The sequence below is a fragment of the Clostridium massiliamazoniense genome, assembly GCF_001403635.1.
GTDB lineage: Bacteria > Bacillota > Clostridia > Clostridiales > Clostridiaceae > Sarcina > Sarcina massiliamazoniense.
In genome coordinates this window covers 523,018-536,727 of sequence record NZ_LN879467.1, presented here as the reverse complement: position 1 = coordinate 536,727, position 13,710 = coordinate 523,018, and the positions used below count along the sequence as shown (strand labels likewise).

The window sequence follows — 13,710 nt, the reverse complement described above, 5'->3', positions numbered from 1 at the left end:
AATTTCTAAATTTAAGTTAATCTTATTTCTAAATTATTTTATTATTAAATTAATAAGTCTAGTTAATTCTAATCCTTGAACTGGATTTACTATAGCTTCTCTAATATCATCAATTCCTACGTCAATTCCATCTATTTCAGAACTTGTAAAATCTATACTTTTCAATTTTGTTTTGTTAAAGTAAGAATTAACTAAATTTACTTTTTCAAATTCAACCTTATCTAACTTAATTTCTTGCATAATAGCTTCTTCCATATTGGATTTAATAAACTTAACAGACTTCATTTTAGAAAATGAAAAATTAATATATTTAGCTAAATTATCTTTAAATAATATATCTTTAAAGCTACACTCATCAAATCTAGCTCCTATTAACTTGCAATTTTTAAACTCCACTCTCTCTATAATAGATGCTGTAAAATCAACATTTGATAAATCACAATTTTCAAAAATCGTATCTAATAAATCAGTATTACTAAAAGTACATTGATTAAAAATGACATTTTTAAAAATACAAGAGTCTATAGTTATTCCTCTCTCATCAACATCTTCTATTCTATTATCCTCAATTATTTTCTCTAGTAATTTTTCTTTATATTTTAGTTCTTCTTTTAAGTTATCTAATTCTTCTAGCTCTCCAATTATTTTAGGATTTTTTATTTTCATAATAACTTCTCACTTTCTCTTTATTAGTCCTTATATTTATTTTAATTATAACAAAATAATATGTTACTTTTTATATTTTCAAATCCTTTTAATCAATGTAGGTATCTCTAAAAAATAATTAATCAAATAAAATTCTATAATTTTACACTATTTACTCATTAAATAGGATAAAAATATTCCTCCATTAATTTACTATTAATTAACAAAATTGATCTATTTTATTTTAAACTCTTTAGTCATAATGTAGGTGCAAAACATATTACTTTATTACATATTTCTCTCCCTTTTGGAACTTTTATTATTTTTAAATCGTCTTTTAAGTGAAAAGAAATTAAGGAGGCTAAAATGATTGATGAATTAATCTTAAAAAAAGCTAAGGATGGAGATTCTGAAGCTTTTTATAAACTTATTGAACCTATAGAAGAAAAACTTTATAAAACTGCCTATATTTATGTGAAGAATGAAAGTGATGCTCTAGATTGTCTTCAAGATGCTATTATAAAAGCTATAAAAAATTTAGATAGACTACAAAGTCCTCAAAGTTTTAATTCTTGGATTACTAGAATCCTAGTTAATCAATGTAAGGATTACATAAAAAAATCTAGTAAGACCATTCCTATTGATCTTTTAGAATTTGAAAATGAACTTATAGATTATAACTCATTTCCTATTGAAAAAAATATAGATTTAAATACTGCCTTAGAAGAACTTAAAGATAATGAAAAAGAAATTATTAAGCTCAAATATCTAGAAGATAAATTACTTAATGAAATAGCTACTATTACAGAAAAACCTATTGGTACTATTAAAAGCACCTTAAATAGAAGTTTAAAAAAATTAAAGTTAATTTTAGGAGGAGCTTAGTATGGATAAAAAAGAATTTGATGAAATAAAAATTCCAAAAAACTTAAAAGAAACAATTAATCTTTCTATAAAAAAAGGTTATAAAGAAAAGAAAAAAGCAAAAAGAAATAAAAAATATAAAATTCTAGCTGCTTCCTTAACTTTAACTGTTGGCTGCGGATTTATAACTCTAAATAATGAATCAGTACTAGCTGCTATTAATGAACTGAAAATCTCTTTGAGTAACTTATTTTCCGAAGAATCTTCAGCTAATAATTATATAAATATTTATGATAAAAAAGTAACTAAAAACAAAATTACAGCAAAATTAAATGAAGTTCTTTTTGATGGACCTTATATAAAAATAAATAATAGCTTCATACTACCTGAAAAACTCATAGCAGATATTGATCAAAGTGAAAATAGTAAAAGTTCTGTACAATGGCAAGTTTCTATAGCTATTAATGGGAAAGATGTACTTACTTCTCAATCTAAAGTTGATGGTTCTATTGAAGGTAATACTATTAATTATATAACTATGCTATCCATTTATGACTTGGAAGATTCAGCTAAACCTAATGGAATTTACGATTTAAAAGATGTTATGAAAATTATAAATGAAAATAATGAAGTTGATCTAACAATCACTTTTTATAATTTTCATATAGTGAAAGATATAAATAATATTGAAGATTTAAATAAAAAAACAAATAATCACTTTAAATTTAACATACGTGTCCCTTTAAAAAACTTAGCTAATGAAAGTAAACTTTTAAATGTAAATAAAAAAATAGAAATTCAATCTAAAAAATTTATTAATATAACTAAAATATCAAATTCTCCAGGTTCTATAAGACTCTTTTATGATATGGATATCTCTTTATTATATTCTAAAAAAGATATTTTTGCTGGTTTTAATATCTATGATGAAAATAATACTCTATTAGAACGATGTACTGAAGTTGGTTCTGGTTATGAAATTGGAGATAAAAGTATAAGCTACGACTGTGAATATAGAAAGTTTAAAGATACCAATAAAATAATTATAATTCCTTTATACTGCCCAGAACCTAATACTGATAAAAGTAATTATTATGAGAAAAAGGAAAAAGCCATAGAAATAAATCTTAATTAAACTTATTACACTTAAAAATTTTAGTTTTTATTAAAATGAATGAAAAATTAGTATTATTATTATCCATTTAAAGCATACTAAATTATAACGATTATTTTTTACCTTGGAGGTAATCATATGAATAGTAAATATGAAGACTTATTTGAAAGTTTAATAAAAGCTTACTATGATGGAACTTTTGATGAAACTGTTTTTACTCTTATGACTGCTCATGAAGTTTCCCCTCAGGAAACCTTCAAAATAATAACTTCTTTATGTGGTGTAACTGTAGAGTTTGATAATGACTATCTTCGTAATCTAAAAAAAGCAATTACTTATTATGTTGTAAATAAACGATTAATCGAAAAGCTTCAATGTATAGATAGTAATTGTGTAAAGGATATTGATAACAAATTTCCTTGTGAAAAAGCTTGTCCTTTCAATGCTTTAACTGTGGATAATGAAAATTTTATAGCTAGTATAAATGAAGAACTTTGTTTAAATTGTGGTTTTTGTACAGACGCTTGTACAAAAGGTAAGCTAATAGATAAAGTAGAACTTTTACCTATTTTAGATTTAATTAAAAATAATAAAGTAGTTATAGCTATTGTTGCTCCTGCTATTATTGGACAATTTGGTGATAATGTTTCAATGGATCATTTAAGATCTGCCTTTATTTCTATGGGCTTCACCGATATGGTAGAAGTAGCCTTTGCAGCAGATATTCTTTCTATAAAAGAGGCTGTTGAATTTGATAAACATGTAAAAGGTCCAAATGACTTATTAATAACTTCCTGCTGTTGTCCAATGTGGGTTGGAATGTTAAGAAAAGTTTATGGTGAACTCATACCTAATCTTTCTCCTTCAGTTTCACCAATGATTGCTGCTGGAAGAATAATAAAAAAATTAAATCCAGAAGCTAAAGTTGTTTTTATAGGACCTTGCTTAGCTAAAAAAGCTGAAGCTAAAGAACCCGATATTAAAGATGCTATTGATTTCGTCTTAACTTTTAAAGAAGTTGAAGAAATATTCCACACATTAAAAATCAATCCTGAGGAGCTCATTCCAATTCCTACTAAAGAATATCCTTCTTTAGGTGGTCGTTCCTATGCTAGAACTGGTGGTGTTACAAGAGCAATTTATGATGTGATTAAAGAATTATATCCTGACAAAGCTAAATATTTCAATCCTATTAAAGCTAATGGTGTCCGTGAATGTAAGGAAGTTTTAACTAAAACTTTAAATGGTGAAGTGAAAGCAAGCTTTATAGAAGGGATGGGCTGCGTTGGTGGTTGTGTTGGAGGACCTAGAGCTAATTTACCTTTAGATAAAGGTACAGAAAATGTAGATAACTTTGCTAGTTCATCTGCTATAAAAGTTCCAATATACAGCTCCTTGCTTAATGATATTCTTTCTAAGCTAAATATCAATTCATTAAAAGATTTTGAAGATGAAGAAAAAATGGCTATGTTCCAACGAAGCTTTAAATAAAAATATAAAAAACTATATCTTTAATCTTAAATTAAAATATTTAAATAATTTCTTATTTATAAAAAGATTTAAGATTCCAAAAAAGTAGGAGTTTTAAATACACTCCTACTTTTAAATATACATAAATTAAATAACTTAAAGACTAGTTTCCCATTCTACACTCTAAACTTCTGCTTGGACTTCCTAAAAGCCAATAGGAATCTCTTAATATAGCTTTACCTAGAAAAGCCAATCCTGACTCTCTATGTTTTTTCACAATTTCTACAGGTTCATCTACTATATTTATTAATCCACCTTCTAATACAGGAAGGTCCTTTTTAAGTATATCTTTATCAGTATCAACTGCTCTCTTAACCTCTAATCCTTTATTAATATCAACAAGGTCTACCCCTTCCATTTCTAGAAGATTTATTAGGTATGAAAGCTCTTCTTCCTCTTTTTTAGACTCAAAGCTATCTGCAGATAATCTTATAGCCACTATTTTATTATCCTTTACAACAGATTTTATCTCTCTAACAATTTCTATTAAAAAAGTAGCTCTTTTTTCTATAGTTCCACCATACTCATCTTCTCTTTTGTTAGTTTTAGAAGATAAAAATTCGTCTATTAAATATCCATTTCCTGCATTTATTTCAATAATATCATATCCAGCTTTAATAGCTCTTTTAGCAGCTAACTTAAAAGACTTTATTATTGACTTGATTTTTTTCACAGGAATATTATTTATATTATCAAAATCCTTTTCACTTGAAGTTCCTCCATGGAAAATCTGAATTCCAGCAACCACTGATTTTTCTTTTATGCTTGCAGCTATTTTCCTTAATCCTCTTATGTGGTAATCACTCCAAATTCCTAAGTTCTTATTGCTTACTCTTCCTTTTTTATCTATAGCAGTTCCTTCTATTATTATAGCTCCCACTGAGCCAACTGCTTTACTTCCATAGTGCATATAATGAAATTCTTTTGGAAATCCATTTTCATCAGCTTTATTACTTGATATAGGAGCCATCACCATTTTATTTTTAAAGTTTAAACTTTTTATAGTGAAATCCTTAAAAGCTCCTTTACCCATAAATATCACTCCTCATTTTAAGATAATTAACCCTTATCCTTTTATTACTTCCATTTTATTTTATATTACCAATGTGACATTATTGTGAATTTAGTATCTCTTTTTATTGAAAAGTTAATAATATTATATATTTTTTAAAATTACTATCCTTCTAATCCTTTGATGAAATGAATAATTTTATGATAAAATATAAAAAATACATCTATGAAATAGTTAATTATTTAAATATATAAACTTATACAATATAGATGTAATATTAAAAGAGGTGACATTTATGAAAGAAATAGTACTAGCAGGTGGTTGTTTCTGGGGTGTTGAAGAATTCTTTTCAAGAATAGATGGAGTTATTGACACAGAGGTTTCTTATGTCAATGGAAGAACTGAAAATCCAACCTATGAAGAGATATGCTATGGAAATACGAACTATGCAGAGGCTTGTCTTATTAAATATAATGAGGATTTAATTTCTCTTGAAGAAATATTAAATAAATTTTGGTCAATTATAAACCCTACCTCTCTGAATAAACAAGGAAATGATGTAGGTAGTCAATATAGAACTGGTATTTATTATTTAGACCCCTTAGATTTAGTTGTTATAAACAAAAGTAAAGAGAACATTCAAAAACAATATGATAAGCCTATTGTAACAGAAGTAAAACCACTTGAAAAATATTATAAGGCTGAGGAGTACCATCAAAATTATTTAAAGAAAAACCCTAATGGCTATTGCCATATAAAATTAGATTAAGAAACTGAAAATTAATTCAGATAAAATTGAAGGGATGTATACAAAATTTATATACATCCCTAATTTTATCTTATTGAAGTGGCTGTAATGGGCCTTTTCCATTTTGCCCTGCATTATACATTTGTCCACTATTAGTTACAAATATCCATTTTATAGAATTACTTACACTTCCTTGTATTTTATAAACATCTATAAGGTATCCTGTTTGACCATCTACTGTTCTATTTTCATAGATATCCATAGCCCAGTTAGTATCATTTATCTGCATTCCTGTTCCTTCTAAATAATCTAACACCTTATAAGTAACATCAAGTTTATTTTGTACTTGAGTAGAATTTTCTATAGCACTCTTAGTTTGAGTCTCCTTACCTACCTCTTGTTCATTAATTGCCAATGGTTCACCACTTGCAATTTCATAAGTTACATTAACTTTTGTAGTATTATAAGTTCCATTATTCTCATTAGTTGCCATTAATGTAGCAACTAAGTCTCCATTACTTTGCTTTGTTTTACTTAAAACTGACTTAAAATTATAACTTGTATTTCCCATATATGCATTAGCAGCAGTTATTAATTGTTCATCAGTAAGTCCATCTAAAGTTTGTTTATTTTGTTGTACATTATTCTTAGTAACTTCTTGCTTCTTAGACTCTATTACTGCTAGGGTACAAAGTCCCCCAATTATTATTATAGTTAGTATCCCTATTAATATATTTCTTACTTTAATTTGTCTTGGTGATAATTCCTTTTTAGTTTTTTTAACTTTTTTCTTTTTTGGTACTTCTTTCACTGCTTTTTTGGAAACGTTCTTTGTATTTTTTTTATCTAAACCCTTATCCCTTTCTCTTGTCTTAGTGGCTTTATTACTTGATACTACAGAACTCTTTGTATTAGAACTTTTTTTTGTTCTTTTAACAATCTCCTCTTGTCTTGTCGACTTTTTCTTTCGTGAATTCTTATCTTTATTCAGCATTAGTCCCCATTGCCAATAATTAAAAAATCTATATTATAATTAACTATACATGATGCACTTTATATATAAATTAAAAAGATTAGATTTTTATATATTTATTGCAACAGTAACCTCCCTCCTAAATATTTTTTTAAAGGCTTTTGCTTACAAACTATTTTAACACTCAGCTTTTTTTTTGTAAATTATCAATACTTTAATAATTTTTTCACCTAACTCTAATTATCTTTATCTTAATATATATTTCTCCTTTTTTTCATATTCGCTCTTATTTTATTAACTTTTACAATAGTTTCTACATTTTTTCATATATTATTATAAAAATTCCTACTAAAAATTTAATTATTAATAAAAAAAATTAAGTCATTAAAATATTAATTAATTATTTCTAAAACCTTTCTTAGAATAAGTATATTATTATAATATTTAAATTATTTTATATTCTAAAATTAAGTAAATAAAGGACTAAACCAAAATATTATAAGTTAATTTTGATATAGCCCCTACTTATTTATTTTTATTAGCCTAATTGTTCATTTACAAATATTTGTATATTAAAAATTGCTCTAATATACGTTTCTCTTATATTATTAACTAAACTTCCAAACACCTTACTTCCTTCAAGTTGATAAGCTTGTACAGGATCTTGTTGCTTGTATCCAGCATTTCTTACCATTTTCTTAAGCTCAGTCATTTCATCAACATGCTCCATCCATAACTTATCAACTACTGATAATAATGTTTTTCTTTGTGCTTGTTCAAAGAAATTTCTATCTAATGCTATTTTCTCTCTAAGAAACTTTTCCATAACAGAATTAATATATTCCTCTAATTCTTCTATATCTCTTTTTCTTTTTAATCTTTCAAAGGATAAAACTTCTTTCCCTGTAGATAAATAACCTAATGATATTTCATTAAATATGTCTAAACATACTTTATTATGAAGTTCTGTATTAGTTTCAAAATCATCATATTCACATTCTTCTTTTTCTAAAGTTCTTTCTACTATACTTTCTACAGTCTCTTTAATCATTTCATCTATATATTGTTCAAGTTCTTCTCCATGTAAAACAGCTTGTCTTTGAGAATAAATTATTTTTCTTTGTTCATTTATTACATCATCATATTTAATAGTTTGTTTTCTCTCATCAAAGTGAACTCCTTCTATTCTCTTTTGAGCTTTTACTATTTGTTTATGAATAAATGGATTTTGTATAACATCAGCTTCACTAAAACCTTGTTTTTCTAACATAGACTTAAGTTTTTCAAGACCAAATACTCTTAATAAATCATCATCTAAAGAAACATAGAATTGAGATTCTCCCTTATCACCTTGTCTTCCAGCTCTTCCTACTAACTGATTATCTATTCTTCTATTGTAAGCTCTTTCAGTTCCTATAACCTTTAAACCACCCATAGCTTCTACTTCTTTAGATAATTTTATATCTGTTCCTCTTCCAGCCATATTTGTAGCAATAGTTATTTTTCCTCTTTCTCCAGCTCTTGATACTATATCTGCTTCTTGCTCATGATATTTAGCATTTAAAAGTTGATGTGGTATTCCCATTTGATTTAATTTAAGTGATAACTCCTCTGATTTTTCTACACTAGGAGTACAAACAAGTATAGGTCTACCAGTTCTATGTGTGTTTATTATATCATTTATTATAGCTCTTACTTTTCCTTGATGACTTAAAAATACCTTATCAGGATTGTCTATTCTAGCTATTGGCTTATTAGTTGGTATTACTATAACATCTAAATTATAAATTTCTCTAAACTCAGCTTCCTCTGTTTTACATGTACCAGTCATTCCTGATAACTTTTTATATGATCTAAATAAATTTTGATAAGTTATAGTTGCTAAGGTTTTTGATTCTGCCTTAATTTCTAAGTTTTCTTTAGCCTCAATTGCTTGATGAAGTCCTTCTGAGAATCTTCTTCCATCTGCTATTCTTCCAGTAAATTCATCTATTATTATAACTTCTCCGTCTTTAACAAGGTAATCCTTATCTCTTATCATCATATAATTTGCTCTTAAAGATTGACTAAGATAATGATTAAGCTCTCCATATTCAACAGAAGCTAAATTTTCTATTCCTAAAACTCTTTCAGCTTTTTTAATTCCCTTTTCTGATAGAGTTATTGCATTTTCCTTTTCATCTTTTTCATAATCCTCAGGAATTAATTTTTTTATGAATCGATCAACTATTCTATATAATTCAGTAGGTTTATCTCCTTCTCCTGAAATTATAAGAGGAGTTCTCGCTTCATCTATTAATATTGAGTCAACCTCATCTAGAACAACAAAATGTAAATCTCTTTGAACCTTATCCTCTTCTTCAACAGCCATATGGTCTCTTAAAAAATCAAATCCTATTTCATTATTAGTAGTATAAGTAATATCACATCTATAAGCTTCTTGTCTTTCATTATGAGGAGTATCTTGTTTTACAACTCCAACAGTTAATCCTAAGAACTCAAAAAGAGGCTTCATTTGATGCATATCTCTCTCTGCAAGGTAATCATTAACTGTTACTATATGTGTACCTTTTCCTTCTAAAGCATTTAAGTATGCTGGACATGTTTCTGTTAATGTTTTTCCTTCTCCAGTTTTCATTTCAGCAATTCTTCCTTGATGAATTACTATACCACCAATTAACTGAACTTTATATTGTTTCATTCCAAGAACCCTTGAAGCTGCTTCTCTACAAACTGCAAAAGCTTCAACTAGTATATCATCTAATGTTTCACCACTTTGCAATCTTCTTTTAAACTCTAAAGTTTTCCCTTGAAGTGCCTCATCACTCAAATTTCTATAGGTTTTATTTAAATTTAAAATTTTATCTGCCGTTTTACTTAATCTTTTTAATTCTCTATCATTGTAACTTTTTATCAACATAGTTTCTCTACTCCACTTTCCTTTGTTTTTATATTTTAACTTTATCTCTTCTATATAATTACTTCAATTAATAGCTATACTACTAATCCTTATTTATTCTATTTCTGAGTATATCTACGTCACACTCCTAATAATTATTTTACTTATTTAAATATAATAAATTATAAAAACTTATCCTAACTTATATTATCACAAATTTCAAACAAAATAAAAACTCATTAATTAAATTAAAATTACAATACAAAATTTCAGTGATTTTATCTAGATGTATCCTTTAAATTAAACTTATTTTTTCTATTAAATCTCCAAATATTTTTAACAATAAAAATATTTTCTTTAACATAATGTTTGCTAAATATATTATTGATAAAAACCGATAATTATAATATTATATTGAAAAATAATCTAAAATAAAATTGTATAAATATCACACTCTAAGCGTAACTATATTCATATTCTATAAAACTATATTAATATTAACTATTTGAGTATATAATATTAATATACATATTAGGAGAAATTTATATATAAGGAGGACTTAAATTTATGCTTAGCAAAATATTTAAAAATAACGATGATGATGATTTAAGTGCTTTAGCTGAAATTGAAATTACTGGACTTGTTCATGGTGGTAACTATGCTCCTAGATTAGTTCTTAGTAATAACATAGAGCTTTTAAATTTTGAAAATCTATATTGGACATATAATTCTAAAAATCCATTTTACAAAAACAAAAGAATTCAAATTCCTATGGAAGAAACTTTTGAAATGAATCCTATTCAGTTAGTTACAAGAATTCTTAATGATTTAAATCTTTATAAAAATGAATTTAGTAAAGCTGAAAAAAGATTTTGCATAAAATGGGTTAGAGATTCTATACTATATTATCAAAATAAAAAAAAGTCTTAAGTATTAATTATAGCAATTCAGGGAAGTACTAAAAATAACATCTTAATATTAAGGAGGAATTATTTTTATGAACAGTCCAATGTTTTGCTATCAATGTGAGCAAACTTTAGGGGGAAAGGCTTGTACTAAATTTGGTGTGTGCGGTAAGTCCCCTGAAATTGCGGCTCTTCAAGATTTACTTATTTATCAACTTCAAGGAATAAGTTGTTTTGGTAAATCTATATTAGATGCTGGTGGATCTATTGATGCATCTTTCATTAAATTTATTGAAAATTCATTATTTACCACTTTAACTAATGTAAATTTTGATGCTGATGTTCATATTGAAATGTTAAAAGAAAGTCAACAGTTAAAGGAGAAAATTAAATCACAGGCTAAAAATTATACTAGAACCAATGAACAAGCAGATTATGTTTTAAGTAATACTAAGGAACAAATTTTAGAGGATGCTAAAAAAGCTAGACTTGATAAAGACAATGGTGAAGATCCTGATGTTAAATCTGTTAAACATACAATTCTTTATGGACTTAAAGGAATTAGTGCTTATGGCCATCAAGCTAGGTTTATAGGTTATCATAGCGATGCTGTAGATAAATTTTACATAACAGCCTTAGATGCCATAGCAAATCCTAAACTAAACTTAACTGAAGCTATAGAACTTATGATTAAAGCTGGTAATATGAGCCTTGAAGTTATGAAAGTTTTAGATGATGCTAATACTGGTGTCTATAATCATCCAACCCCTACAAAGGTTAAAGTAAACAAACAAAAAGGACCATTTATAATTGTATCAGGACATGATTTAAGAGATTTAGAAATGCTCCTAGAACAAACTCAAGGAACTGGAATAAATATTTATACTCATGGTGAAATGCTTCCAGCACATGGTTATCCAAACTTAAATAAATATTCTAATTTAGTAGGAAACTATGGAGGTGCTTGGCAAAACCAACAAAAAGAATTTGATAGCATTCCAGGATGTATACTAATGACAACCAATTGTCTTATGAAACCTAGAGATTCTTATAAAGATAGAATCTTTACAACTAGTGTTGTTGGTTGGGATGGAATTAAACATATTGAAACTTTATCTGATGGAAAAAAAGATTTTTCTGAAATAATTAATAAAGCCCTAGAACTTGGTGGTTTTGAAGAAGATGAACCAACTAAAGAAATCTTAGTAGGTTTTGGTCATAATGCAACCTTATCACATGCAGAAGCTATTGTAGAAGCTGTAAAAAATGGCTCTATAAAGCACTTCTTTGTTATTGGAGGATGTGATGGAGCCAAACCTGGTAGAAATTACTACACAGAATTCGCTAAAAAGGTTCCAGATGATTGTGTTATATTAACACTTGCTTGTGGTAAATATAGATTTAATAAATTAGACTTTGGTGAAGTTTGCGGATTACCTAGACTTTTAGATGTAGGCCAATGTAATGACGTTTACTCTGCAACTAAAATAGCTCTTGCCCTTGCAGATGCCTTTAATACAGATGTAAATAGCTTACCTTTATCAATTATTCTTTCTTGGTATGAACAAAAAGCAGTGGCAGACCTTCTTGCATTACTTGCTCTAGGAGTTAAAAATATGTATATAGGACCTAGTTTACCAGCCTTTTTGACTCCTAATGTTCTTCAATACCTAGTTGATACATATAATTTAACACCTATTTCTATAGCTGAAGAAGATTTAAAAAATATACTTAAACAACAGCTCTAAAAATACATATAAAATAAAATCCATATAGTAAAGATACTCTAATCTTATGCTATATGGATTCATATATTAATATCTTATTATAATTTAATATTTTAACTGTAGAATTTCTCCTAAAATTAAATTAATAATTACATAAAGTAGCCTTTATTAAAATAATTATATTAGAAAATATTTCTCTAGAATATTAGTTATTTTGCCATTACATGTTCTATTTTTAACAATAACACTATATTTAATAGTAACAGTTTTATTAATCCTTATACATCCTATATTTATGCCCTTAGATAAATCCACATTATTTACTACAACTCCATCTACTGTAATCCTACCATATTCTTTACCCGAAATAATATTTTCAGATACTAATTTTACCACTAGCCTTAACAGATCCTTTTATAAATTCTAATAATGGACTTAATACATCATAAATAAAAACTTTATTTAAATCTATAACTTCATTTTTTTACATTGATTTATAGTTAAAAAAGTATTAAAATTTTAATGACTATAGTCACTGACTATAGTCATTAAATAAAAAAGGATGGTTTAATATGTCTAGAAAAGAACAGGCACAATTAACAAAAGCAAAAATATTTAAAACAGCTATAGAGCTAATAAATCAAAAAGGATTTGACAATGTAACTGTCAGTGAAATATGTAAGGAAGCAGGAGTCGCTAAAGGGACTTTTTATGTTCACTTTGAATCTAAGGAAGATATCATAAAAGAAAATTATCATGCAGATATGAGTAATTATGTACTAAAAAACTTTGATAATTTTATTCTAAATGAATATAAAACATTTGCTCAAAAAAATCCTGATAAATCAATCAAAGAAAAAATAGTACAATTTTTAAAATATGAATTTATGTATGCAAATCATATTGGATATGACTTAATTTGTAGAGTATATCTTACCAATCTTTCTGATTCAATAAATGGTAAAAATCATCACTTCGTGAACAGAGAATTCCTTCCTACACTAAAAGAGCTAATTTGTGAAGGAATAGAACATGACACATTTACTAAATATAATGACTTAGATACATTAGTTCTCTATATAGAGAGCTTTGCTAGAGGAATAATGACCACTTGGTGTTTAGCTAAAGGTAATTTTGATATTGTAGAAATTGGAGAAACTCATATCAGAACTTTAATTGAAAATTTATAAGCTTTTACTTAATTTAAGTAAAATTTTAACTTTATTTAAATGCTGATACTATATACATAGAATATGTAATTCCTATCCGCACACTGTAAAGAATAAAGTTATT

Annotated in this window: 12 protein-coding genes; 7 read left to right on the top strand and 5 right to left on the bottom strand. The window is 26.5% G+C overall.

The features are described from left to right. Positions 1-33: 33 nt before the first annotated feature. Positions 34-666 (bottom strand): pentapeptide repeat-containing protein, encoded by a 633-nt coding sequence (locus ARA19_RS06350; protein ID WP_055070131.1) that lies wholly within the window; start codon positions 664-666, stop codon positions 34-36. Between the two features lie 345 nt (positions 667-1,011). On the opposite strand from ARA19_RS06350, the gene ARA19_RS06345 reads away from it, so the two are divergent. From ARA19_RS06345 to ARA19_RS06335, 3 genes are all read left to right on the top strand, one after another. After that, positions 1,012-1,530 (top strand): sigma-70 family RNA polymerase sigma factor, encoded by a 519-nt coding sequence (locus tag ARA19_RS06345; protein WP_055070130.1) that lies wholly within the window; start codon positions 1,012-1,014, stop codon positions 1,528-1,530. A gap of 1 nt (position 1,531) precedes the next feature. Continuing rightward, positions 1,532-2,644 (top strand): DUF4179 domain-containing protein, encoded by a 1,113-nt coding sequence (locus ARA19_RS06340; RefSeq protein ID WP_055070129.1) that lies wholly within the window; start codon positions 1,532-1,534, stop codon positions 2,642-2,644. A 117-nt stretch (positions 2,645-2,761) separates the two neighbouring features. Then, a complete protein-coding gene (locus ARA19_RS06335; protein WP_055070128.1) occupies positions 2,762-4,114 on the top strand; it encodes a [Fe-Fe] hydrogenase large subunit C-terminal domain-containing protein in 1,353 nt (450 codons plus the stop codon). A 142-nt stretch (positions 4,115-4,256) separates the two neighbouring features. Here the strand turns inward: ARA19_RS06335 and ARA19_RS06330 are convergent, their stop codons facing one another. Then, complete coding sequence (locus ARA19_RS06330) at positions 4,257-5,186, bottom strand: oxidoreductase (RefSeq protein ID WP_055070127.1); 930 nt, start codon at positions 5,184-5,186, stop codon at positions 4,257-4,259. A 274-nt stretch (positions 5,187-5,460) separates the two neighbouring features. Between ARA19_RS06330 and msrA the strand changes: the two genes are divergently transcribed. Continuing rightward, positions 5,461-5,934 (top strand): peptide-methionine (S)-S-oxide reductase MsrA, encoded by a 474-nt coding sequence (gene msrA, locus ARA19_RS06325; protein ID WP_055070126.1) that lies wholly within the window; start codon positions 5,461-5,463, stop codon positions 5,932-5,934. Positions 5,935-6,004: 70 nt separating this feature from the next. On the opposite strand, the gene ARA19_RS06320 is transcribed toward msrA, so the two are convergent. After that, positions 6,005-6,907 (bottom strand): hypothetical protein, encoded by a 903-nt coding sequence (locus ARA19_RS06320; protein ID WP_055070125.1) that lies wholly within the window; start codon positions 6,905-6,907, stop codon positions 6,005-6,007. A 517-nt stretch (positions 6,908-7,424) separates the two neighbouring features. Beyond that, a complete protein-coding gene (gene secA / locus ARA19_RS06315) occupies positions 7,425-9,806 on the bottom strand; it encodes a preprotein translocase subunit SecA (protein WP_055070124.1) in 2,382 nt (793 codons plus the stop codon). A gap of 546 nt (positions 9,807-10,352) precedes the next feature. Here secA and ARA19_RS06310 point away from each other — a divergent pair. Both ARA19_RS06310 and hcp read left to right on the top strand, forming a co-directional pair. After that, positions 10,353-10,715, top strand: a complete 363-nt coding sequence (locus ARA19_RS06310) for a hypothetical protein (RefSeq protein WP_055070123.1) — start codon at positions 10,353-10,355, stop codon at positions 10,713-10,715. A 67-nt stretch (positions 10,716-10,782) separates the two neighbouring features. Then, on the top strand, positions 10,783-12,438 hold the full coding sequence (gene hcp / locus ARA19_RS06305; protein ID WP_055070122.1) for a hydroxylamine reductase: 1,656 nt from the start codon (positions 10,783-10,785) through the stop codon (positions 12,436-12,438). Positions 12,439-12,594: 156 nt separating this feature from the next. Here the strand turns inward: hcp and ARA19_RS06300 are convergent, their stop codons facing one another. Beyond that, the gene (locus tag ARA19_RS06300) at positions 12,595-12,813 is read right to left on the bottom strand and encodes a hypothetical protein (protein ID WP_055070121.1); all 219 of its coding nucleotides are present in this window, start codon (positions 12,811-12,813) and stop codon (positions 12,595-12,597) included. Between the two features lie 176 nt (positions 12,814-12,989). On the opposite strand from ARA19_RS06300, the gene ARA19_RS06295 reads away from it, so the two are divergent. Further along, the gene (locus ARA19_RS06295) at positions 12,990-13,607 is read left to right on the top strand and encodes a TetR/AcrR family transcriptional regulator (RefSeq protein ID WP_055070120.1); all 618 of its coding nucleotides are present in this window, start codon (positions 12,990-12,992) and stop codon (positions 13,605-13,607) included. Positions 13,608-13,710: the final 103 nt, after the last annotated feature.